The sequence below is a fragment of the Sulfitobacter pacificus genome, assembly GCF_030159975.1.
In the GTDB taxonomy this organism is placed as follows: Bacteria; Pseudomonadota; Alphaproteobacteria; order Rhodobacterales; family Rhodobacteraceae; genus Sulfitobacter; species Sulfitobacter pacificus.
In genome coordinates this window covers 1,537,317-1,558,362 of record NZ_BSNL01000001.1, presented here as the reverse complement: position 1 = coordinate 1,558,362, position 21,046 = coordinate 1,537,317, and the positions used below count along the sequence as shown (strand labels likewise).

General features: G+C 57.7%; 23 protein-coding genes and 1 other RNA gene. 14 read left to right on the top strand and 10 right to left on the bottom strand.

Going from position 1 to position 21,046, the window contains the following annotated elements; genetic code table 11:
• The first annotated feature begins 63 nt into the window (after nt 1-63).
• The 4 genes from QQL78_RS07870 (at nt 64) to QQL78_RS07855 (ending at nt 4,459) form a co-directional block, all read left to right on the top strand.
• Nucleotides 64-816 (top strand): cytochrome c biogenesis CcdA family protein, encoded by a 753-nt coding sequence (locus tag QQL78_RS07870; RefSeq protein ID WP_284372237.1) that lies wholly within the window; start codon nt 64-66, stop codon nt 814-816.
• Between the two features lie 65 nt (nt 817-881).
• Nucleotides 882-2,144: a hypothetical protein gene (locus tag QQL78_RS07865; RefSeq protein WP_284372235.1), complete on the top strand. Its 1,263-nt coding sequence runs from the start codon at nt 882-884 to the stop codon at nt 2,142-2,144.
• The gene (locus QQL78_RS07860; RefSeq protein WP_284372233.1) at nt 2,141-3,493 is read left to right on the top strand and encodes a cytochrome P450; all 1,353 of its coding nucleotides are present in this window, start codon (nt 2,141-2,143) and stop codon (nt 3,491-3,493) included. Before QQL78_RS07865 ends, QQL78_RS07860 begins: the two co-directional genes overlap by 4 nt.
• A gap of 72 nt (nt 3,494-3,565) precedes the next feature.
• On the top strand, nt 3,566-4,459 hold the full coding sequence (locus tag QQL78_RS07855) for a fructose bisphosphate aldolase (RefSeq protein ID WP_284372231.1): 894 nt from the start codon (nt 3,566-3,568) through the stop codon (nt 4,457-4,459).
• A 50-nt stretch (nt 4,460-4,509) separates the two neighbouring features.
• Here the strand turns inward: QQL78_RS07855 and QQL78_RS07850 are convergent, their stop codons facing one another.
• The 10 genes from QQL78_RS07850 to QQL78_RS07805 all read right to left on the bottom strand — a co-directional run bounded on the left by QQL78_RS07850 (nt 4,510) and on the right by QQL78_RS07805 (nt 11,086).
• Nucleotides 4,510-4,740 carry an N-(5'-phosphoribosyl)anthranilate isomerase gene (locus QQL78_RS07850; protein ID WP_284372229.1) on the bottom strand — a complete coding sequence of 77 codons (231 nt, stop codon included), beginning with the start codon at nt 4,738-4,740 and terminating at the stop codon, nt 4,510-4,512.
• Between the two features lie 9 nt (nt 4,741-4,749).
• A complete protein-coding gene (locus QQL78_RS07845; protein ID WP_284372227.1) occupies nt 4,750-4,983 on the bottom strand; it encodes a ribbon-helix-helix domain-containing protein in 234 nt (77 codons plus the stop codon).
• Nucleotides 4,980-5,156: a DUF4169 family protein gene (locus tag QQL78_RS07840; RefSeq protein WP_284372225.1), complete on the bottom strand. Its 177-nt coding sequence runs from the start codon at nt 5,154-5,156 to the stop codon at nt 4,980-4,982. Before QQL78_RS07840 ends, QQL78_RS07845 begins: the two co-directional genes overlap by 4 nt.
• A 9-nt stretch (nt 5,157-5,165) precedes the next feature.
• Nucleotides 5,166-6,557, bottom strand: a complete 1,392-nt coding sequence (fumC, locus tag QQL78_RS07835) for a class II fumarate hydratase (protein WP_284372223.1) — start codon at nt 6,555-6,557, stop codon at nt 5,166-5,168.
• A 111-nt stretch (nt 6,558-6,668) separates the two neighbouring features.
• Entirely contained in the window at nt 6,669-7,151 is a 483-nt protein-coding gene (locus QQL78_RS07830; RefSeq protein WP_284375495.1) for an SspB family protein, read from the bottom strand.
• Between the two features lie 72 nt (nt 7,152-7,223).
• The gene (gene chrA, locus QQL78_RS07825; RefSeq protein ID WP_284372221.1) at nt 7,224-8,471 is read right to left on the bottom strand and encodes a chromate efflux transporter; all 1,248 of its coding nucleotides are present in this window, start codon (nt 8,469-8,471) and stop codon (nt 7,224-7,226) included.
• Nucleotides 8,468-9,280, bottom strand: coding sequence for a chromate resistance protein ChrB domain-containing protein (locus QQL78_RS07820; RefSeq protein ID WP_284372219.1), 813 nt, complete (start codon nt 9,278-9,280; stop codon nt 8,468-8,470). Before QQL78_RS07820 ends, chrA begins: the two co-directional genes overlap by 4 nt.
• 115 nt (nt 9,281-9,395) lie before the next feature.
• Entirely contained in the window at nt 9,396-9,863 is a 468-nt protein-coding gene (locus QQL78_RS07815) for a CIA30 family protein (protein WP_284372217.1), read from the bottom strand.
• Nucleotides 9,864-9,992: 129 nt separating this feature from the next.
• Nucleotides 9,993-10,341: a transfer-messenger RNA gene (ssrA, locus tag QQL78_RS07810) on the bottom strand.
• Nucleotides 10,334-11,086: a FadR/GntR family transcriptional regulator gene (locus tag QQL78_RS07805; RefSeq protein WP_284372215.1), complete on the bottom strand. Its 753-nt coding sequence runs from the start codon at nt 11,084-11,086 to the stop codon at nt 10,334-10,336. The genes ssrA and QQL78_RS07805 overlap by 8 nt, the downstream gene beginning before the upstream one ends.
• A 78-nt stretch (nt 11,087-11,164) precedes the next feature.
• Here QQL78_RS07805 and QQL78_RS07800 point away from each other — a divergent pair, with 78 nt between their 5' ends.
• The 10 genes from QQL78_RS07800 to QQL78_RS07755 all read left to right on the top strand — a co-directional run bounded on the left by QQL78_RS07800 (nt 11,165) and on the right by QQL78_RS07755 (nt 21,002).
• The gene (locus tag QQL78_RS07800; RefSeq protein WP_284372213.1) at nt 11,165-11,962 is read left to right on the top strand and encodes a DUF2182 domain-containing protein; all 798 of its coding nucleotides are present in this window, start codon (nt 11,165-11,167) and stop codon (nt 11,960-11,962) included.
• Between the two features lies 1 nt (nt 11,963).
• Nucleotides 11,964-12,671, top strand: coding sequence for a DUF1326 domain-containing protein (locus QQL78_RS07795; RefSeq protein WP_284372211.1), 708 nt, complete (start codon nt 11,964-11,966; stop codon nt 12,669-12,671).
• Complete coding sequence (locus QQL78_RS07790; protein WP_284372209.1) at nt 12,668-13,177, top strand: DinB family protein; 510 nt, start codon at nt 12,668-12,670, stop codon at nt 13,175-13,177. The genes QQL78_RS07795 and QQL78_RS07790 overlap by 4 nt, the downstream gene beginning before the upstream one ends.
• Nucleotides 13,177-14,280: a dimethylsulfoniopropionate demethylase gene (locus QQL78_RS07785; protein ID WP_284372207.1), complete on the top strand. Its 1,104-nt coding sequence runs from the start codon at nt 13,177-13,179 to the stop codon at nt 14,278-14,280. The genes QQL78_RS07790 and QQL78_RS07785 overlap by 1 nt, the downstream gene beginning before the upstream one ends.
• Nucleotides 14,281-14,382: 102 nt before the next feature.
• Complete coding sequence (gene acuI, locus QQL78_RS07780) at nt 14,383-15,366, top strand: acryloyl-CoA reductase (RefSeq protein WP_284372205.1); 984 nt, start codon at nt 14,383-14,385, stop codon at nt 15,364-15,366.
• Nucleotides 15,363-15,866 carry a hypothetical protein gene (locus QQL78_RS07775; RefSeq protein ID WP_284372203.1) on the top strand — a complete coding sequence of 168 codons (504 nt, stop codon included), beginning with the start codon at nt 15,363-15,365 and terminating at the stop codon, nt 15,864-15,866. Before acuI ends, QQL78_RS07775 begins: the two co-directional genes overlap by 4 nt.
• Nucleotides 15,867-15,892: 26 nt before the next feature.
• Nucleotides 15,893-16,312 (top strand): HIT family protein, encoded by a 420-nt coding sequence (locus tag QQL78_RS07770; RefSeq protein ID WP_284372201.1) that lies wholly within the window; start codon nt 15,893-15,895, stop codon nt 16,310-16,312.
• 200 nt (nt 16,313-16,512) lie between these two features.
• Entirely contained in the window at nt 16,513-18,159 is a 1,647-nt protein-coding gene (locus QQL78_RS07765; protein WP_284372199.1) for a BCCT family transporter, read from the top strand.
• 109 nt (nt 18,160-18,268) lie between these two features.
• A complete protein-coding gene (locus QQL78_RS07760) occupies nt 18,269-19,501 on the top strand; it encodes an aminotransferase class V-fold PLP-dependent enzyme (RefSeq protein WP_284372197.1) in 1,233 nt (410 codons plus the stop codon).
• 76 nt (nt 19,502-19,577) lie between these two features.
• Nucleotides 19,578-21,002, top strand: coding sequence for a cryptochrome/photolyase family protein (locus QQL78_RS07755; RefSeq protein WP_284372195.1), 1,425 nt, complete (start codon nt 19,578-19,580; stop codon nt 21,000-21,002).
• Nucleotides 21,003-21,046: the final 44 nt, after the last annotated feature.

Sequence of the window (21,046 nt, the reverse complement as noted above, 5' to 3'; positions counted from 1 at the left end):
GTCCACAGCCTTGTGACCATTGGCCGCGTGACGCCCCTGCCAATCGGGTCTAAGGATGGTGGCATGTTTGGAATTGAACTCATTGATGCGGGCCTTTTGCCCGCCATGCTGATCGCCCTGATTGCAGGTGTTGTCAGTTTTCTTAGCCCCTGTGTGTTGCCCATTGTGCCGCCTTATCTGGCCTATATGAGCGGGGTTTCCCTGAACGATATGTCCACGCAGGAAGAAAGCCGGCGCAAGGCGGTGATTGCCGCGCTGTTCTTTGTCATGGGGCTCAGCACGGTGTTCCTGATCCTTGGCTTCACAGCCTCGGCCTTTGGGGCGTTTTTCCTGCAAAATCAGGTGCTTTTTGCGCAAGTTTCGGGTGTGGTGATCATAGTCTTTGGTCTGCATTTCCTTGGCTTGTTCCGCATTCCCTTCCTTGATCAAGAGGCGCGGCTGGATGCAGGCGACAAGGGTGGTTCCAGCTTTGGGGCCTATGTTCTTGGCCTTGCTTTTGCCTTTGGCTGGACCCCGTGTATCGGGCCACAGCTGGGCGCGATCCTTTCCTTGGCGGCTTCCGAAGCCTCTGTGTCCAAAGGGACATTGTTGCTGGGGGTTTATGCCGCCGGTTTGGGCATCCCGTTCCTGCTGGCGGCCATGTTTATCACCCGCGCTATGGGGGTAATGAACCGTCTGAAACGTCATATGAAAACCATTGAGCGGGTGATGGGCGGTTTGCTGGTGGTGGTCGGGCTGATGATGGTCACAGGGGCCTTCACAACGCTGGCTTTCTGGCTCTTGGATACTTTTCCTGCTCTTGGCATGTTGGGCTGACGCGACTCGCCCAAGCTCTTACTCTTGCGAAAAATCGCGGATAAGGTGGGATCAAAGAGGGCGCTATGGGCAAGACATCTTCAGACCGCGTGAGAAAGCGCCGGGTGTTTTACATTCCCGGCTATGATCCGATCCACCCGCGCCGCTACCGCGAGTTGTACCGCAAGGAAAGCGCGGCACAGGCGGGGATCTCTGGCTATGAGATCGCGCTTAAACCCAAACCCAAAGGGGCGCATTACGGGTGGTTGGTGGATGCGCGGATTGACGGGGCAGAGGTGCAGGCGGATGTTGACGTGCTGGTCTGGTCCGACATCGTGCGCGATTCCATGGACAGCTCTATCCCTGCAACATACCTGCAACTGATCCGCACGGCTTGGGTCTATATCGGGTCAGGGGCCCTGTGGCGGATGATGAAGCTGCGCAAGGGGCCAGTGATTGCTGCGCTTTATCCGGTGGGGATGTTGCTGGTGCAACTGGTGCTGGCCGCGATCCTCGGCTGGGGCTTCGGGCAGGTAGCGGGATATGGAACGGCGCTTTTGGTTGGCCTGGTGACGGGACCGGAAGATGCCGCACTTGGCGGCACGGCAGTGGCCGCTTCTGTGGGGTTGTTAAGCGCCGTGGCCTTGTTGCGTTGGTTCAAGAAGTTGGATGGCAAGTTCTATGCCTATTACCTGATGCATGATTACTCTTATTCGGCTTCGTCCAAAGGGGCCAATCCGCCAGAGCTTGAGGCACGGATTGCGGTTTTCACCGATGTCATTGCGCAGGCCTTGCAGGAGGATGTCCAGGAGGTTCTGGTTGTCGGCCATTCCTCTGGTGCGCATCTGGGGGTGTCGATCCTTGCGGATCTGATCCGACAGGGCAGGGTGCCTGCATCTGGTCCGGCACTGTCGTTTCTGAGTTTGGGACAGGTGGTGCCGATGGTTTCTTTCCTGCCCGACGCCAACCGCTTGCGCGGCGACTTGCGCCATCTCTCCGCATGTGACGAACTGACTTGGGTAGATGTAACAGCCCCGGGAGACGGATGCTCTTTTGCTCTGTGTGATCCGGTGTCAGTGTCTGGCGTGGCCCCAGAGGGCAAGCAATGGCCATTGGTGTTTTCCGCCGCTTTTACCCAGACGTTAAGCCCTGAACGCTGGAAAACACTGCGCTGGCGGTTTTTCCGGCTGCATTTTCAATATCTTTGCGCTTTTGATCAGCCCAAGGATTATGATTATTTCCAGATCACCGCCGGACCGATGACATTGGGCAGCAGATATGCAGATCGCCCGCCCAGCAAGTCACGCATCACCCGCGCGGTCAGCAAATACACCTCGGTTGCCGCATGACCCTGCCGCCCAAACCCCCCAGCCGACCGGCCAAAGTGTCGCTTTGGCGCTATGCCAAATTGTTTCGAACCGATATTCTGTCGGCCCAGCCTGCGCGGCTCTATCGGGCGTGGATGGCCGAGTTTAAAACGCCGTTTTTCCGCAGCTATCTGATCAACCAGCCGGAATTGATCAAAACCGTGCTGAAAGACCGTCCCGATGATTTTCCAAAGTCCCAGCGGGTCAGCGAAGGCCTGCGCCCCTTGTTGGGCACCGGTGTGTTTCTGAGTAATGGCGAGGCATGGAAACGCCAACGCCGCATCATTGATCCGGCATTTGAGGGCGGGCGGCTGCGCGAGGTTTTTCCTGCTATGTGGGAGGCCGCCGAAGCCGCTGTCGCGCGACTGGATACCCGTGCAGGCGAGATGGTGGAAATCGAGGCAGTGACCAGCCATGTGGCCGCTGATGTGATCTGCCGGACGTTGTTTTCCATTCCCATCGAACATCAGATTGCGCGGGCAGTTTTTGATGAATTCCGTATCTTTCAGCGCTCGCAACCTCTGCTGAACCTCGCCGCCTTCATCCCGCTGCCCCGCTGGATGCCGCGATTTTTCCGCAAAGGCACCAAAGCCAGCGCAGAAAAAATCCGCGCATTGATCACTGAACTGACCCATCAACGGATGCAGGAGATTGAAGCGGGCAGCGCACCGGATGATTTGGCGACCAAGATCATGACCACGGTTGATCCGGTCACCGGCGCGCGCTTTGACGAAGCTGAAATGGTTGATCAGGTCGCGATTTTCTTTCTTGCGGGGCATGAGACGAGTGCCTCTGCCTTGGCATGGGCGCTTTATCTGCTGGCAACCCATCCCGAATGGCAGGATCAGCTTGCAGAAGAGGCACAGGCGCTAAAGACTTGCGATTTCAGCGTGATGTCGAAACTACGCCTCAGCCGCGATGTGTTCCGCGAGGCGCTTCGGCTTTATCCGCCGGTGCCGATGATGGTACGCGAAGCAACATGCCCTGAACAGTTTCGGGATCGCGAAGTCGGCAAGGGATCACAAATTGTGCTAAGCCCCTGGCATCTACACCGGCACGAACGGTTGTGGGAGAATCCCGACGGGTTTGATCCGGCCCGCTGGCAGGGCGAGAATGGCAGGAAATGTGGCCGTGACGCCTATATCCCGTTTTCGGCTGGCGCGCGTGTTTGCACCGGTGCGGGCTTTGCCATGGTGGAGGGGCCATTGATCCTTTCGTGGATTTTGCGGGATTTCCGGGTGGTGGCGGACCCCGGACGCGTTCCTGTGCCCGTGGCGCATTTGACGGTACGGTCCGACAAAGGCATCTGGTTGCGGCTGGAACGGCGGTAGGTTCTATCATCCGCCGCCGCTTTGGATTAGATACGCCTGCAAGCGGAATCAAAATGACGGGGATCGACGGCCATGGCACTTAACGCAGCACAAAAAGCGCAGATGGAAAGCGGCAAAGGCTTTATTGCGGCACTGGATCAATCCGGCGGCTCCACCCCCAAGGCGCTGAGCCTTTATGGCGTGGAACCAAGCGATTACAACGGTGATGCAGAGATGTTTCAGGCGATGCATGACATGCGCGCGCGGATCATTCTGGCGGATGGGTTCACCTCTGAAAAAGTGATTGGCGCGATCCTGTTTGAGCGCACCATGGATGGCGAGATCAACGGTAAGCCCGTGGCGCAGCTTTTGTGGGAAGATCGCGGTGTTGTGCCCTTCCTTAAGATCGACAAGGGCTTGGAGGACGAGGCGAACGGTGTGCAATTGCTGAAACCGATGCCAGATCTGGCGGACCTTTTGTCCCGTGCCGGCAAAGCGGGAATTTTCGGCACCAAGGAACGCTCGGTCATCCATTCTGCGGATGAGGCGGGGATCGAAGCGGTTGTGGCACAGCAGATGGAGGTGGCGCGACAGGTCTGTGCCGCAGGTCTGGTGCCGATCATTGAGCCGGAAGTGAATATTCATTCCGAAACCAAGGCTGAGGCCGAAGAGATGTTGGAAAAAGCCCTGATGCGCCATGTCGCGGCATTGGCGGCAGATCAGATCGTCATGCTGAAGCTGACCCTGCCAGAGCGGCCGGGCATCTATGATGCGCTGGCGGATCATCCAAACGTGCTGCGGGTTGTGGCGTTGTCGGGCGGGTATTCAACCGATGATGCCTGTGCGCGGCTGGGCCAGAACAGCAAGATGATTGCGAGCTTTTCACGGGCTTTGACAGAAGGGTTGAACGTCAAAATGACGGATGAGGGGTTCAACGCGGCTTTGGGTGCGAATATCGGCAAGATTTTTGACGCGTCGGTGGCCTAGCAAGGCGAAAACTTTCAAAGTTTCCGAGCGTTTTCTTTGAAAGAAAACGACTACAAAACTGCGCGGACAGCTTCCTGGTTGCAAAAAATCACGATTTGTCCCGCATTTTCTATGGCATGGAAGCCACGCCTGCGCAGCTCTGCCTTGAATTCTTCCATGCCAACATAGCGTTCGATATCGCGCTTTTTTCTTCGAACAACACCGCCGGTCGCGGCAGCACGCGAGCTGAAGAGATCAATAATCCACTCTTGCGTGGTAAGAGGTGAAGACAGAGATTGCATCTTCTGACCCTAACCGCTGTTTGGTAAACGATCCTTTAATGCGCGCAGCACAAACAGCCGGATCGCTGAGGCAAGCCCCATGTCCAATCCGCGCGCCTCGTCAATTTGCGCGACCAGGGCGTTGATCGGCAGGTCCATCTCATCAGCCAGATCGCGAAACTCGTTCCAGAATTCATCCTCAAGAGACACCGACGTGCGATGCCCCTTGAGGGTGACGGAGTGTTTGACAGGGCGGCCGCTCATGTTTCGCGTTTATGCCCCTCCAACGCGCGCGCGTCTTTTTCCGCGCGCGTTCTCAGACTTTCTTTTGTTGCCTTGCTCTGTCCAAATCGCACGGTGTTTTCATCTGCGCGGGCCTTGCGGGACGCGCGGGCACGTTCCTTTCTGACCTTGTTCAGATTAATCGGCGTGCTCATCAATCGATCCTATTTGGGGCCAATCATATCTTCAGGGCGCACCACACGGTCAAAGGTTTCCGCATCGACAAAACCCAGTGCAATCGCTTCATCTTTCAGGTTTGTGCCGTTCTTATGAGCGGTCTTGGCCACCTTGGTGGCATTGTCATAGCCGATGGTGGGAGCCAGGGCCGTGACCAGCATCAGGCTTTCCTTCATCAGCTTCTCGATACGCGGCTCATTCGCCAGTGTGCCCACGACCATGTTGTCGGTAAAGCTGCCTGCGGCATCACCCAGCAACTGCATGGATTGGATGACATTATAGCTCATCATGGGATTATAGACGTTGAGTTCGAAATGACCCTGTGATCCGGCGAAACCGACGGCGGCATCATTGCCCATCACATGGGCGCAGACCATGGTCAGCGCCTCGGCCTGTGTCGGGTTCACCTTGCCCGGCATGATCGAAGAACCCGGTTCGTTTTCCGGCAGGATCAGCTCGCCCAACCCAGAGCGTGGACCAGACCCCAGCAGGCGCATGTCATTGGCAATCTTGAACATCGAAGCAGCGACGGTTTTCAGCGCGCCGGAGAACATCACCATCGCGTCATGGGCGGCCAGCGCCTCAAACTTGTTGGGCGCGGTCACGAAGGGCAGGCCGGTGATATTGGCAATCTCTGCTGCGACTTTCTCGGCAAAGCCTTTACGGGTGTTCAACCCGGTGCCCACAGCTGTGCCGCCTTGGGCCAGCTCGTAGATGTCAGGCAGGCAAGCCTCAACACGGGCAATGCCCTTGGCCATCTGATGGGCATAGCCGCCAAATTCCTGACCCAGTGTCAAAGGCGTTGCATCCTGCGTATGGGTGCGGCCGATCTTGATGATGTCTTTGAACTCTTCCGATTTTGCCTCAAGCGCGGCGTGCAATTTGCGCAAGCCGGGCAGCAGGGTATCACGGGCCACCATACCAATTGCCACATGCATGGCCGTTGGGAATGTATCGTTTGACGATTGCCCCATGTTGCAGTGGTCATTCGGGTGGACGGGAGATTTGGAGCCCATCACCCCGCCAAGAATTTCAATCGCGCGGTTGGAAATGACTTCGTTGGAGTTCATGTTCGACTGGGTGCCGGAACCGGTCTGCCAGACCACCAGCGGAAAATTGTCGTCAAACTTGCCGTCGATCACTTCCTGCGCGGCTTGTTTGATTGCTGGAGCCAGTTCAGCGTCCAGATCACCAAAGCCAAGGTTCACTTCGGCACATGCCTTTTTGATCACACCCAAAGCGCGGACAATCGCCACCGGCTGACGTTCCCAACCAATGGGAAAGTTGATGATCGAACGCTGGGTCTGTGCGCCCCAATATTTATCGGAAGGAACTTCCAACGGGCCAAAACTATCGGTTTCTGTGCGGGTATCGGCCATGATGGGGCTCCTGATCTTGCCTTGATATGTTCCATTGGGGTGTAACGCCGACCTTGGGTCAGCGCAATCGGAGGACCGCAGGAAAGCCCGTCCAATTCTAGAAAGAGCGCGCTATTTTCGGAAAGAATCAAGCGAGACGATTTCAGCGTCTTTGCTTTTGGTCTCTTTCGGGGGGGCGGAGAGATCCGCCTTTGGCTCTGGCGCCACATCCTGAGTTTCCGGGCTATCCGCGTCTTCGTTCTCTTGCTGCTCGAAACGCAGACCAAATTCGACGGAAGGATCCACAAAGGTGCGGATTGCATCATATGGAATATAAAGCGGTTCTGGCGCATCGCCGAAGTTCAGGGTGATGGAAAACCCGTCCTCGGTCACGTCCAGCCCGTCATACCAATGCTGCATCACAACAGTCATTTCACCGGGATAGCGGTCTGACAGCCAATCGGCCAGTTCGGCATCAGGATGGGAGGTATCAAAGGTGATGAAAAAATGGTGGTCGCCGGGCAAGCCACGGTCGGCCACGTCCAACAACACTTTGCGGATCAGGCCCCGCATCGCGTCATGCATCAGGTTGCCATAGTCAATCTCGCGGCTCATCAGTCCCTCGGTGCGTCCCTTAGTTGCGCGTACCATACTTCTTTTGAGGGTAAGGGGAAGGGGGGTGTGAGGTCAAACCGACGCAATTGCCAAAGCACTTGTCGCGCAAATCAGCATTGTCACAACAAATCCGCGCTTCAGGACCAGCATCAGCACGCCGGCCAGTACCGCAAGCAAGGCAGCCGGTAGGTTGAAGCTGGTCCAGACCGGCAGCGGCATCGCCAGTATGGCAGCGGCGTTGACCTGATCAAACAGGACATGCATCGCAAACCACAGCGACAGGTTGGCGATAACACCCACAACAGCGGCTGTGATTGCCTGTAAGGCGCCAGCAAGGCGAGGCTGCGCAGAAATACGTTCAAGGTACGGGCCTGCAAGGAATATCCATAAGAAACAGGGGGTAAAGGTGACCCAAAGTGCGATTGCGCCAGCAGCGATGGCACCGGAAACGCCTGATTGAGCGAACCCGGCCAGCAGGGCCACGAACTCGGTAACCAGAATCAGCGGCCCCGGTGTGGTCTCGGCCAGACCAAGGGCATCAATCATCTGCGCCGTGGTGATCCAGCCGTAATTCTGCACCACGGTCTGGGTCATATAGGCCAGCACCGCATAGGCTCCACCGAATGTCACCACCGCAAGTTTTGAAAAGAACAGCCCCAATTGCAGCAGAAATGTCTGATCCAATGCCCAAAGCAGCACCAGCGGTGTGGCCCAAAGCAGGCCCCAGACCATTAAGGTTCTAAGGCTCTGGGCCTTGCGGGCAGGCGCGGGGTCAATTCCTGTGGCAGCTCCGCTGCGCGTCGTCATTCCCCAAAGGCCTGCCGCAAGGATGATGAGCGGAAAGGGCAGCCCCAACACAAAAAGGCCCAGAAACGACAGCACGGCCAGCGCCCATCCTTGTTTCCCATGTAAGGCTTTGCCCGCCACTTTGCGCAGGGCCTGAAACACCACAATGATCACCGCGGCCTTGATGCCCAGAAAGGCCGCCTGCACCAGCGGCAGCGCGCCGTAATAAGCGTATCCCAGCGCCAGAACCGCGATCACCAAGGCACCGGGGACAACAAACAACAGCCCTGCCAGAATACCACCGGCTGTGCCGCGCATGCGCCAACCGGCATAGGTTGCCAGCTGCATGGCCTCCGGCCCCGGCAAAAGCATGCACAGGGAAAGGGCCCGAAGGTAGGCCGTTTCGGACAGCCAGTCGCGCGTTTCCACCAGTTCTCGGTGCATCAGGGCGATCTGGGCCGCCGGACCGCCAAAGGATAACAGCCCGATGCGGCCAAACACCCGGGTCATGTCGGACCAGCCTGGCGTGCTCATGCTTTGCCGCCGGGCCAGTCATGGCCTTCGCCTTGACCATCCCGTGCCCAACGGTAAAGCGCGTCATACAGCGCCATGCCCGCCTCAAGCTGGGCCAGATCATCCTTGTATTGCCGTGACAGACCCACCGAAAAGGCAAGCAGCCCCGCCGCTTCGGGGCTGGCCGCGTGTGTGTTGGTATCCGCCGCACGAACAACTGTGGCAAGACGGTCCAGGGGGGCGGTGTGCAGGGCAAATTCATCCAACATGGTATCGAACGTGCATCTGTCGTCACGGTGCGACCAGAATGTGTCTTCGATATCAAACGGGGTTGCCCCGTAACGCTCTGCCACGCCATTGACCTCGGCAGGAGAGACAAAGAGGAATTCTGCCGTCGGGTCGATAAACCGACGGATCAGCCACGGACAGGCAATACGGTCGATCTTGGGGCGGTGGCGGGTGACCCAGAGCGTGCGGCCTGCGATCTTATCGGGGATCGATGTAGCCGGAATGCGCGGTGCCTGTGGGTGATCGCGCCAGGCGTAATTGCCGCCGCCAAGATATTCCGATTTTAACCCTTGATTGCGCAGCATCGCACTCATGCCTTGGGATAGTTTTATGCCTTTTTGGCAGGCGATAATGCTGGGACGCCCATCCAGTTTTGCAACCAGCCCGCCAAAATCCGTGTGGGGATGACGGAAAAATCCGGGGATCAGGAAAGGATCATCCGCAAAGTCGGGATCGATCGAGATGTCGACCAAGACAGGCGCATCGGGCAGGCCGATCAGGCGCAACAGTTGAGGGACGGAAATTTCATTCGGGGCAGCCATGGCATGCGTCCTTATTCTGGATACATGCGAACCTCTGGCCAAAGCCTCACGGGGCGTTCGCGGTTGAACCCCATAAGGGCAGGGTGCAGTGACGCGGCACGATAGTCAAGCGCGCTCAGATCAGGCGGACGCCGGATATTGCGATATCGGCGTGAAAGGCACGTCCGATGGCAAGGACGCCGATACGGCGCAGGCGAGCGGGGGCAAAAGGGATGGTGGTCCGGTGGGGCCGTATGTCCGCGAAGGGGATGTGGATGCATTGCCATTCCGGTTTCGCCATGAAATCAGCGCGATAAGAATGCCAGGGTTTCTCAAGCTGATCCGTGCGCAGCCGCAGATCATAAACTTCGGCATTGCCCCAGACGTCCAATTGAATGCCTTCAAACGGCGAGGCATCCAGAGTGCCGCCGCCCTCGGCCACATCAAAGGCCATTTGAACAAAGCCGCCGTTGTTATCGAGCGAGACTTCTCCGCGCAACCTTGTGGCTTGCCGCCCGTTGTACGCGGTGGTTGCCACATGAGCTTTTGACACCCCACCCATCACGGTGTCGGTGACGCATTCCCAATCGGGGTTCAGGTCCATTTGGATGCCCTTTGGCTGAACCGTTGTTCCGAGAAAGCGTGGTCCAACGGTGATGAACAACATTTGCTTGCGCTCAGATAGCGCAAGATCGACCTCTGCCAAGGCAAAAGGGTGAAATGGAGGGGAAAAGGTGTCGGATTCTGTTGCCAGGCTCCGACAGGCCCCGCCTTAGGTCGCTAAACCCAAGGAGTTAAGTTTCAATAGCTGAAACTGCTTACGCAGCCATCGCCATTGGAGCACGATTGTCATTTGCAATTGTACAGTTTGGGCCGATACGGTGGCACCCAGCCGAAACAAAGCTAACTTCTTTAGGCGTTCGTCGATCCTATTTCGACCCCATGATCCCCAAATGAAGGATGTTTTGGTGGAGTCGCCGGGTACCGCCCCCGGGTCCGATCCGATTATTACAAGCGCGTTTATGTTCATAGTCCCGAAGGACAAGGTAGATATAGGGCAGGCGTTGCGTCTAATCAATGGGTCTCGGTCAGGCTTTCGCGTGATTTTGCCCGTTTGGCCATCACATCACGGCCCAGGTGCAGGGTATATTGCTCCAGATCATTCAGTGCCGTGTCGGCAGCCATGGCATCCTGCGCTTCAAGCGCATCTGCAACACGGGTGTGCAGGGCGACAATTTCCTCCCGTGAACGCGCGGTAAAGGTGATCATGTTCATCAGGGGCTGCATTGCCTCCACCGCGCCGGCAAGTTGGTAGGACATCACCGGATTGCCCGCTCCGTCCACCAATGCCCGGTGAAAAGCGACGTCGGACGCGCAAAAGGCTTCGTCGGTAAGGCCCGGTTGTGACTGGCGATAGCATTCGGCCCGCATGGTGGCGAGGTGATCTGCGCTGCGACGTTGCGCACTGAGTGGGGCGCAGGCGCGTTCCAGCGCATACCGTGCCTCACAGGCGGTTTCAAAGCTGACCGCGTTCATCGACAACAGCAGGGTCGAGGTGGTGATTTGCTGGCTATAGGCCTCTTCAAAGCTGATCCTGTTGACAAAAGCCCCGCCCGTGGCCCCGCGTTGTGTGCGGATAAGCGATTGTGCAGCCAGTCTTTTCAACGCCTCGCGCACCGTGGGGCGCGAGACATTGAAGTGCTCGGAAAGCTCTGCCTCCGAGGGCAGGCGTTGGTCCACAATCAGATCCCCGGAGACAATCGCGTCACGGATGGCATTGGCAATCTGGGCCGACAGATCAGCGGGGTTTTGCGGGTCTATTTTCATATGTCTTACATTTAATGTTTGCGAGGCTTTTAATTGTCTGACATTAAAAAGGCAAGAAGGCGAGTCGAAGGGGATTTCATGACGGCTGCGGTGCGCACATCACTCTGGTTGGGCTTTTTTGCGCTGATCCTTGCGTCTTGGGTGATGATGTATCTGATGGCGATGGACATGGATGTCGACCTGTTGGGCCGTCCCGGCGAGATGGGCGAACGGATGCGAATGATGGATCCGCGCATGCCGATGTATATGCCGATGGCCAATTTCGGACCGCTGTTTGTAATGTGGGGGGCGATGATGGCGGCGATGATGTTGCCGACCATGGTACCGACATTGCGCGCCTATGAGGATCTGATGGTCAGTGCCAATGGCACGCGCGCCGGGTGGTTGGGGGTGATTCTTGGCTATTTCACGGTTTGGCTGCTCTTTGCCGCGTTGATCGCAGCGGTTCAGCTGGCGCTGCTGTTTGGCGGTGTGGTGGATATGCTGGGCATTGCCAGGTCGCGCTGGTTTGCCGCCGGATTGCTGCTGGCGGTGGGGCTGTTCCAATTCACCCGTACCAAAGAGATTTGCCACGGGGTTTGCCATTCCCCAACCATGTATTTCCTGGGCCACTGGCGCACTGGATTTGCTGGCGGTCTGCGCATGGGGCTGGGCCTTGGCGCATTCTGCGTTGGCTGTTGCTGGGGATTTATGGCGTTGGGGTTTGCCGGCGGCGTGATGAACCTTGCCTGGATGGGGATCGCAACCTTGTTTATGGTGGTGGAAAAGCTGCCGCAGATTGGACATTATATCACGAAACCAATGGGTTTTGCCTTGATCCTCGGCGCTGTTGCCGTGGCCGCATGGCCCCAGATACAAATGATAACCGGAGGATAACATGGCTGTTAAGAAAAGACCTGATGCGGATCGCTTGGCAATCTCGCAACGTATTGACCAGCGCATGCCCAACCCCGGGCGGCGCGACAGCAATCCAACCGAATGGGCGATCAAGGGGGAGCTGTTTTTGAACTGTTCCTGTGAAGTGTTCTGCCCCTGCGTGGTGTCGCTGGGCGGGCATCCGCCTACCGAGGGCCATTGTCACGCATGGATGGCAATTGCCATTGATGAAGGCCATTACGAGGGCGAGGATCTGGGCGGGCTGAATGTTGGTCTGCTGGTCGATATTCCCGGGCGCATGGGCGAGGGCAACTGGAAGGTTGCCGCCTATGTCGATGAACGCGCCAGCGGCAAGGCTTATAACGGCATTTTGCAGATATTCTCGGGGGCCGCAGGGGGGACAACTGGATTGTTCACCATGCTGGTTTCCGAGATCATAGGGGCGGAACGTGCGCCGGTACAGATCCTGCGTGAGGGCACCAAGCGCTCGATCCAGATTGGCCGTAAAATTCAGGGAGAGATCGAGATGCTGGCGGGCAAATCACCAGAGCATCCGGTGATGATTTCAAACTCCAAATACTGGATGGGCCCGGATATCATTGCGGCAACCGGCCTGAAAAGCCGGGTGCGCGATTATGGTCGGGTCTGGGACTTTGGCGGAAAATCAGCCGAGATCTGCCCGATTGACTGGAAAGGTCCACGCCCATGATCGACAAGGGCTATGTTCTGACAATAGCGCGCTATAATGCATGGCAAAACAATCAGATCGTGGACATTGTTAAAGCTATGGATGAAGATGCTTTATGGCGCGATCACAAGGCTTTCTTCGGGTCAATTATGCATACGCTGAACCATATCCTCTGGGCAGATACCCTGTGGATGAGCCGCTTTTGCAGTGATGTAGATCTGCCAGACGTACCGGGAAGCGAAAGCACCAACTACATGGCCACCCGCGGAGAATGGCAGGCGGCGCGGTTCCGTCTGGATGGTCGGATCCGGATCTGGGGAGAGACTTTGTCCAACCTGGATCTGGCAGGTGAAATGACCTGGTACTCTGGTGGGATGCAAAGGGATTTCACCCAGCCTGTCGCGCTTTGCATCACCCATATGTTTAACCATCAAACCCATCATCGCGGTCAGGTGCATGCGATGCTGACGGCTTCAGGGCAATCCGCGCCGACAACTGATATTGTCTTCATGCCGGAGGATGCCTGATGGCCCTGATTTCACCGTCGCGCCGGTTGCGCCGCACCCCGTTTTCCGAAGGGGTCGAAGCGGCTGGCGTGAAAGCCTATACGATCTACAATCACATGCTGTTGCCCACGGTATTTCGCAGTGTGGAAGAGGATTATCGCCACTTGAAAGAGGCGGTACAGGTCTGGGATGTGGCCTGCGAGCGGCAGGTGGAACTGCGCGGGCCGGATGCGGCGCGGCTGATGCAGATGCTGACCCCGCGCGATCTGCGAGGCATGTTGCCGGGGCAGTGTTTTTACGTGCCGATTGTCGATGAGACCGGTGGCATGCTGAATGACCCGGTGGCGGTGAAGCTGGCCGAGGACCGTTGGTGGATTTCGATTGCCGATAGTGATCTGCTCTATTGGGTCAAGGGGATCGCCAATGGCTATCGTCTGGATGTGTTGGTTGATGAACCCGATGTCAGCCCGCTGGCGGTGCAGGGACCAAAAGCGGATGAATTGATGGCGCGGGTCTTTGGCGACGCAGTGCGTGATATTCGGTTCTTCCGTTTCGGCTGGTTTGAGTTTCAGGGCCGCGCGTTGCTTGTGGCGCGGTCGGGCTATTCCAAACAGGGTGGGTTTGAGATCTACGTTGAAGGCTCCGATATCGGAATGCCCTTGTGGAACGCCTTGATGGAGGCGGGCAGGGATCTGGACGTGCACGCCGGGTGTCCCAATGGCATCGAACGGGTTGAGGGTGGGCTGCTGAGCTATGGCAATGACATGAATGACGACAATACCCCTCATGAATGCGGGCTGGGGCGGTTTTGTGATACGCAGACGGCGATTGGCTGCATGGGGCGGGATGCTTTGTTGCGCGTTGCCAAGGAAGGGCCGATCCAGCAGATCCGCGCGATCGAAATTTCCGGTGACAGGGTGCCCGGTTGTGACCGTATCTGGCCGGTGACGGTGGGCGGAAAAGCTGTGGGGCAGGTGACCTCTGCGGCCTGGTCGCCTGATTTCAAGACAAATGTGGCGATTGGCATGGTGCGCATGACCCATTGGGACGATGGCACGGCGGTCCGGGTGGAGACACCTGAAGGCGCGCGCGAGGCTGTGGTCAGGGAAAAATTCTGGGCCTAGGCCAGAGTGGCAGGTTTCGCATGTCGGAGGCTCTGCCTGCGGACCTTGGGTGCTTTAGAGGCAAGGTGAAAATCGGGCGAAGGCCCTGAAGAGGAGAAGACGATGTTTAATGCGCTGTTGGTAAGTAAGGATGATGAGGGGAAAACCTCGGCTGAGGTGACGCAGATGTCGTTGGATCAGCTGCCCGAAGGGGATGTGACCGTTGCGGTCGAATACTCCACGGTGAATTACAAGGATGGCCTGTGCATCGGGCCTGGTGGCGGGTTGGTGCGCAATTATCCCCATGTGCCGGGCATTGATTTTGCGGGCACGGTCGAGGCCTCGGATGATCCGCGCTATAAGGCGGGGGATAAGGTGGTTCTGACCGGTTGGCGTGTGGGAGAGGCCCATTGGGGCGGCTATGCCCAGAAGGCACGGGTCAAGGCGGACTGGCTGGTGCCGCTGCCAGCGGGGCTGGATACTCGGCAGGCGATGGCGGTGGGCACGGCGGGTTTCACCGCGATGTTGTCGGTGATGGCGCTGGAGGATCACGGCATCAAAGATGGTCCGGTTCTGGTGACTGGAGCTGCCGGCGGTGTCGGTTCGGTAGCAACGGCGATTTTGGCACAGCTGGGTCATGAGGTTGCCGGTGTGACCGGTCGGCCGGAGACAGCGGACTATCTGAAATCGCTGGGGGCAAGCCGGATTGTGGCGCGTGAGGAGATCAACGAGACCGTGAAACGTCCGCTGGAAGGGGAAACCTGGGGCGGATGTGTGGATGCTGTGGGCGGTGCGATGCTGGCGCGGGTTCTGGGCCAGATGCAATATGGCGCAAGCGTTGCGGCTGTTGGTCTGGCCGGGGGGGCCGGTTTGCCGGCGACGGTCATTCCGTTTCTGTTGCGCGGTGTGAACCTTTTGGGCATTGATAGTGTGATGCAGCCCTATGACAACCGTTTGCGCGCCTGGGAGCGGATTGCCCGCGATCTGCCGATGGATAAGCTGGAAGCGATGGTGCGCCCGGCGACCCTGTCTGATTTGCCAGCGCTCGGCGCTGATATCCTGAAGGGGCAGGTGCAGGGACGCGTTGTTGTTGATGTAAACGCATGAGGGTGCAGGAATGCAGCGTGCCGGAGGGGGCCTTGCTGAACGCCTATGTCGGGCGTGACGGGGCCTATACTGATTGCTTTGAGACCGCATATGCGGGGCAGGTGGATTTGCCTGCCTTCATCACCGCGTTTTACACCACTTGGCTGTTCCGGCTTGAGCGCGCGGTGTTGAGTCTGGCCCTGCGCAAAAAGATCCATGACAGTGATGTGGTGGCTTTGGCGCAGGGGCGCAGCGAGGCTTTTGCTATCTGGACCGTCGAGGCACGGGGCAGCGCGGAAATCCTGCTTTGTGACAATGCTGGGACAACGCGGTCTTATCTGGCGGTGGCAGCACAGGAGGATGGCACAACGCGGCTGATCTTTGGTTCTGCGGTTGTGGGCCGTAACACCGGACAGTTGCCGCTGCTGGTTCGGCTGGCAACGCCGCTGCATCGGCTTTATTCCATCGGCTTGTTGCGATTGGCCGCGCGCAAGGTTGAGCTTGCCGCAACCAGCGCCTAGAAGGTCAGGAAACCAGGGAGATCCACATGTCAGACATCTATGATGATCAGAACATCTTTGCCAAAATCCTGCGGGGGGAAATCCCCAGCATCAAGGTCTTTGAAGATGACGAGACGCTGTGTTTCATGGATATCATGCCGCGCACGGAGGGGCATTGTCTGGTCATCCCCAAGACTCCTTGCCGCAATATTCTGGATGCCACTCCGCAACAGCTTGCGGCCTGTATGGCGACGGTGAATAAGGTGGCGAATGCGGCAAAGACAGCCTTTGACGCAGATGGGATCTCCCTGTTCCAGTTCAGCGAAGCGGCCGGTGGGCAAGAAGTGTTCCATTTGCATTTCCACATTCATCCCCGTCATGAAGGTGTGGCAATTCGCCCGCCGGGGACGATGGGTGATATGGATGTGATCAAGGCCAATGCCGCGCGGATCACTGCCGCGCTGTAAATTTAACATCTGATTGACCTTTGAACCAACTGTCGGCACTGTGAAAGTGCTGTAGCTGCCCGCTTTTGCGCGGCACGGATGTCGCGTTCGGCGCATGGGCAGCCGAAAACCGCCGTCAGTTCCCATGTACCATGTGTTCTGCTGACCGGTGACGGAGGGGGGACTTCCGTTCCAATCAAACTCAAGAAAAGGACATCTCTATGACAGATGCCACTTCCAATCAGGGAATACCGGAGCCCGAAGGGGCCGCAGATATTATCGATACCGATTATGAGATCGGACAGGACAACGTCGATGGCTCGCTTGGTCGCATCGGTTTTGATATCCACAATCCGGTTTTTGCGATCTCCGCAGCGGCCATTGTTGCGTTTGTTTTCTATACTCTCGCCTTGCCTGAACAGGCGGCGGGGGTGTTCTCTTCCATGTTCAGTTTCACCACCAAGAACTTTGACTGGTTCCTGATTGGTGCGGCGGATCTTGTGGTGATTTTTGCACTTTTGCTGGTTGTGTCACCTTTCGGATCTGTGCGTCTGGGGGGGGCGGATGCGGCACCGGATTACACCTATATGGGGTGGTTCGCGATGTTGTTTGCCGCCGGCATGGGCATCGGGTTGATGTTTTACGGCGTATCCGAACCTTTGACGCATTTCTCTACCTCCTTTGGTGAGACAGCTGTGGGTGAGAACGGATTGCGCACGGATTGGGCCCCTTTGGGTGCTGCAACCGGGGATGAAGCGGGGGCAGTACGGCTTGGCATGGCGGCGACGATCTATCACTGGGGGCTGCACCCTTGGGCGATCTATGCCACTGTTGCGCTGGCGCTGGCTTTGTTCACTTATAACAAAGGGTTGCCGCTGACGATCCGTTCGGCGTTTTATCCGCTGTTGGGGGAACGCATCTGGGGCTGGCCGGGGCATGTGATCGACATCATCGCGGTGTTTGCCACGCTCTTTGGTCTGGCGACCTCTCTTGGCTTTGGTGCGACACAGGCCAATGCAGGCTTGAACGAGCTGTTTGGCGTGCCCATCGGCAAGACCACAGAAGTGGTACTGATTTCTGTCATCACTGCCGTGGCTTTGGTGTCTGTTATGCGGGGCCTTGATGGCGGGGTTAAGATCCTGTCAGAGATCAATATGGGGCTCGCCGGTTTGCTGGCGATTTTCACGCTGATCGTTGGGCCAACAGCCTTCCTGTTCGCCTTCTTCTGGGACAGCCTGAAGGCCTATGTCGAATATCTGCCTGCCTTGGCCAATCCGTTCGGGCGTGAAGATGTGAACTTCTCCCAAGGCTGGACGGCGTTTTACTGGGCGTGGTGGATCAGCTGGTCGCCTTTTGTCGGCATGTTCATTGCCCGCGTCAGCCGTGGCCGGACGGTGCGTGAATTTGTGATTTGCGTTCTGCTGATCCCATCGATGGTCTGTGTGATCTGGATGTCGATCTTTGGCGGCACGGCGATCCATCAGGTACTGGCGGACGGGTTCACCGGTGCGCAGGATGCGGGGCTTCCCTTGCAGCTGTTCAAGATGTTGGGCGAATTGCCTTTGGCCTCGATCACATCCTTCATCGGGATTGTTCTGGTCATCGTGTTCTTTGTGACCTCATCGGACTCCGGCAGCCTTGTCATTGATACCATCACCGCAGGCGGCAAGATCGACGCGCCAATGCCGCAGCGAGTGTTCTGGTGTATTTTTGAGGGGGCCGTGGCGATTGCCCTGTTGCTGGGCGGTGGTCTGGCGGCGTTGCAATCCATGGTGATCTCAACCGGGCTGTTGTTCACGGTGGTGCTGCTATTGATGTGTTATTGCATCTTCCGTGGCTTGCAAAGCGAGCGCGCTGAGAACAAGTAAGGCAACGGCCATTTGGCCGCGCTGAAATGACCTGACAAAAGCCCCGGTGCCTTGCTGCATCGGGGCTTTTGCGTTTGACCTGCCGGGCGTTTCGTTGGACGCTGTTGGGATGACAAAACAGATACTTGATACCGCTTGGGTGCGCGCCCAATTCCCCGCCTTCGCCGAGCCGTCCTTGCAGGGGCAGGCTTTCTTTGAAAACGCAGGCGGGTCTTACACCTGCAAGCCGGTGATCGACCGGCTGTTTCGCTTTTACACCCAACGCAAGGTGCAGCCTTATAGCGCTTACGAGGCCAGCAGCCTTGGCGGGCAGGAGATGGACGAGGCCCGCACACGGATGGCGGCGATCCTTGGGGTGGCAACCGATGAGCTGAGTTTCGGGCCCTCTACGACGCAGAACACCTATGTTCTGGCGCAGGCGTTTGGGCAGTTGTTGCAGGCAGGTGAGGCGATCATCGTCACCAATCAGGATCATGAGGCCAACACCGGACCCTGGCGCCGCTTGGCGGAGCGCGGTATCGAAATCCGCGAATGGTGTGTGGATGCCGAAACCGGCGCATTAAACCCGGATGATCTGGAAAACCTGCTGGACGAGAAAGTGCGTCTGGTGTGTTTCCCGCATTGTTCCAACGTGGTCGGGCAGATCAACCCGGTGGTGGAAATCACCGCCTTGGCCCACGCGGCAGGGGCGTTTGTCTGTGTGGACGGGGTGTCCTACGCGCCGCATGGCTTTGCTGATGTTGGGTCACTGGGGCCGGATATCTATCTGTTTTCGGCCTATAAGACCTTTGGGCCGCATCAGGGGCTGATGGTGATCCGCCGCGCCTTGGGTGAACTTCTACCCAATCAGGGGCATGTTTTTAATGGCGATGTGCTGTATAAACGGTTTACCCCCGCTGGTCCTGATCATGCACAGATCGCGGCCTGCGCTGGCATGGCGGATTACATTGATGCGGTCTATGCGCATCACTTTGACGGGGTGGCGTCACCGGCGGAGCGGGGCACGGCGGTGCATGATCTGATGCGCGCGCATGAGACGACATTGTTGCAACCGTTGCTGAATGCGGTGGGGACGCGCAATTCCGTCCGTCTGATCGGCCCATCAGAAGCGGCAGAACGGGCGCCCACCGTTGCACTGGCCCTGAACCGGCCGGGCGCAGAAGTTGCGGCCGAGTTGGCCAAGCATGGCATCATGTGCGGGGGCGGTGATTTTTATGCAGGCCGTGCGCTGTCTGCAATGGGGGTTGAGGGGGACAAGGGTGTTTTGCGGCTTAGCTTTACACATTACACCAACCAATCGGAAATAGATCAGCTTTTATCGGCACTTGAGGCTGTTTTATGAAACCATTTTCTTGACTAAAACGTGCCTGCGCTAACTCCTTTAAGAACACGACCAACAAAGGAATTCTGGCTGCGACATGACTGAGAAAACACCGATCCTGATGTGGTTTCGCCGCGATTTGCGGCTAAGCGACCATGCGGCCCTGACCGCAGCCTGTGCGTCCGGGCGTCCGGTGATCCCTTTGTTTATCCATGACCCTTTGGTGGCAGAGCTAGGCGCGGCACCGAAGTGGCGGCTGGGCCTAGGGGTTGGTGCCTTGGCGGATCGACTTGCGAAAATGGAAAGCCGTCTGATCCTGCGGCGCGGTGCGGATGCGCTGACGGTTTTGCAAGAGCTGATCACGCAGACTGGTGCCGGCGGTGTCTACTGGTCGCGCCTTTATGATCCGGCCAGTGTCGCGCGTGACAAGGACATCAAGGAAACCCTCAAAGAACAGGGCCTTGAGGTGCGTTCCTTTGGTGGGCACCTGATGTTTGAACCCTGGACTGTTGAGACCAAGACAGGTGGGTATTACAAGGTTTACACACCGTTCTGGAATGCGGTCAAAGAGTTGGGCGTTGATACGCCCCGTGCTGCGCCAAAGCAGATCCCGGCACCGGAAGTTTGGCCTGACAGTGATGAACTGGATCAATGGGAGATGGACGCGGCAATGAACCGCGGGGCAGACGTGGTGCGCCCCTTTGTGCAATTGGGAGAGCTGGCAGCGCAGGACCGTCTGGCCCGATTCACTGCTGACAAGATTGCCAGTTATAAGGACAATCGCAACCTGCCGGGGGTCGATGGCACCTCCAACCTGTCGGAAAACCTGTCCCTAGGTGAGATCAGCCCCCATCAATGCTGGCAAGCTGGCGAACGCGCCATGCAAGAAGGCAAACAAGGGGCCGAGACCTTTCTGAAAGAGCTGGTCTGGCGTGAGTTTGCTTATCATCTGATGCATCACACGCCGCATCTTCTCAAAAGCAGCTGGCGGAAGGAATGGGATGCCTTCCCCTGGAAAACTGACGGTGAAAGTGCCGAGGTTATGGCGTGGAAACAAGGGCGTACCGGGGTGCCCTTTGTCGATGCGGCAATGCGCGAGCTTTATGTGACAGGCCGGATGCACAATCGGGCACGAATGATTGTGGCCAGCTATCTGACCAAACATCTGATGACCGACTGGCGCATCGGCATGGCGTGGTTTGAGGATACGCTGATTGACTGGGATCCCGCCAGCAACGCCATGGGGTGGCAGTGGACAGCAGGGTCGGGGCCGGACGCATCTCCGTTTTTCCGGGTCTTCAACCCGGAGACGCAGCTGGACAAGTTTGATCCCGAGCGGGCCTATACCTCGCGCTGGATTGCCGAAGACAGGGGTAAGCCGCACAAGGATGCGCTGGCCTATTTTGATGCGGTGCCGCGCAGCTGGTCTCTATCGGCAGATGCCGATTACCCCGATCCCGTGGTTCCCTTGGCAGAGGGACGTGCGCGCGCATTGGATGCCTACGAAAACAGAGAGTTTTAACGATGATGCAGGATGAGGATGCGGGTGAAGCCCCCATACCATCC

What these genes read in the sequence shown, in the direction of transcription:
- QQL78_RS07870 (WP_284372237.1), top strand. Translation starts at nt 64, where the DNA reads ATGTTTGGAATTGAACTCATTGATGCGGGCCTTTTGCCCGCCATGCTG.
- QQL78_RS07865 (WP_284372235.1), top strand. Translation starts at nt 882, where the DNA reads ATGGGCAAGACATCTTCAGACCGCGTGAGAAAGCGCCGGGTGTTTTAC.
- QQL78_RS07860 (WP_284372233.1), top strand. Translation starts at nt 2,141, where the DNA reads ATGACCCTGCCGCCCAAACCCCCCAGCCGACCGGCCAAAGTGTCGCTT.
- QQL78_RS07855 (WP_284372231.1), top strand. Translation starts at nt 3,566, where the DNA reads ATGGCACTTAACGCAGCACAAAAAGCGCAGATGGAAAGCGGCAAAGGC.
- QQL78_RS07850 (WP_284372229.1), bottom strand. Translation starts at nt 4,740, where the DNA reads ATGCAATCTCTGTCTTCACCTCTTACCACGCAAGAGTGGATTATTGAT.
- QQL78_RS07845 (WP_284372227.1), bottom strand. Translation starts at nt 4,983, where the DNA reads ATGAGCGGCCGCCCTGTCAAACACTCCGTCACCCTCAAGGGGCATCGC.
- QQL78_RS07840 (WP_284372225.1), bottom strand. Translation starts at nt 5,156, where the DNA reads ATGAGCACGCCGATTAATCTGAACAAGGTCAGAAAGGAACGTGCCCGC.
- fumC (WP_284372223.1), bottom strand. Translation starts at nt 6,557, where the DNA reads ATGGCCGATACCCGCACAGAAACCGATAGTTTTGGCCCGTTGGAAGTT.
- QQL78_RS07830 (WP_284375495.1), bottom strand. Translation starts at nt 7,151, where the DNA reads ATGAGCCGCGAGATTGACTATGGCAACCTGATGCATGACGCGATGCGG.
- chrA (WP_284372221.1), bottom strand. Translation starts at nt 8,471, where the DNA reads ATGAGCACGCCAGGCTGGTCCGACATGACCCGGGTGTTTGGCCGCATC.
- QQL78_RS07820 (WP_284372219.1), bottom strand. Translation starts at nt 9,280, where the DNA reads ATGGCTGCCCCGAATGAAATTTCCGTCCCTCAACTGTTGCGCCTGATC.
- QQL78_RS07815 (WP_284372217.1), bottom strand. Translation starts at nt 9,863, where the DNA reads ATGGACCTGAACCCCGATTGGGAATGCGTCACCGACACCGTGATGGGT.
- QQL78_RS07805 (WP_284372215.1), bottom strand. Translation starts at nt 11,086, where the DNA reads ATGAAAATAGACCCGCAAAACCCCGCTGATCTGTCGGCCCAGATTGCC.
- QQL78_RS07800 (WP_284372213.1), top strand. Translation starts at nt 11,165, where the DNA reads ATGACGGCTGCGGTGCGCACATCACTCTGGTTGGGCTTTTTTGCGCTG.
- QQL78_RS07795 (WP_284372211.1), top strand. Translation starts at nt 11,964, where the DNA reads ATGGCTGTTAAGAAAAGACCTGATGCGGATCGCTTGGCAATCTCGCAA.
- QQL78_RS07790 (WP_284372209.1), top strand. Translation starts at nt 12,668, where the DNA reads ATGATCGACAAGGGCTATGTTCTGACAATAGCGCGCTATAATGCATGG.
- QQL78_RS07785 (WP_284372207.1), top strand. Translation starts at nt 13,177, where the DNA reads ATGGCCCTGATTTCACCGTCGCGCCGGTTGCGCCGCACCCCGTTTTCC.
- acuI (WP_284372205.1), top strand. Translation starts at nt 14,383, where the DNA reads ATGTTTAATGCGCTGTTGGTAAGTAAGGATGATGAGGGGAAAACCTCG.
- QQL78_RS07775 (WP_284372203.1), top strand. Translation starts at nt 15,363, where the DNA reads ATGAGGGTGCAGGAATGCAGCGTGCCGGAGGGGGCCTTGCTGAACGCC.
- QQL78_RS07770 (WP_284372201.1), top strand. Translation starts at nt 15,893, where the DNA reads ATGTCAGACATCTATGATGATCAGAACATCTTTGCCAAAATCCTGCGG.
- QQL78_RS07765 (WP_284372199.1), top strand. Translation starts at nt 16,513, where the DNA reads ATGACAGATGCCACTTCCAATCAGGGAATACCGGAGCCCGAAGGGGCC.
- QQL78_RS07760 (WP_284372197.1), top strand. Translation starts at nt 18,269, where the DNA reads ATGACAAAACAGATACTTGATACCGCTTGGGTGCGCGCCCAATTCCCC.
- QQL78_RS07755 (WP_284372195.1), top strand. Translation starts at nt 19,578, where the DNA reads ATGACTGAGAAAACACCGATCCTGATGTGGTTTCGCCGCGATTTGCGG.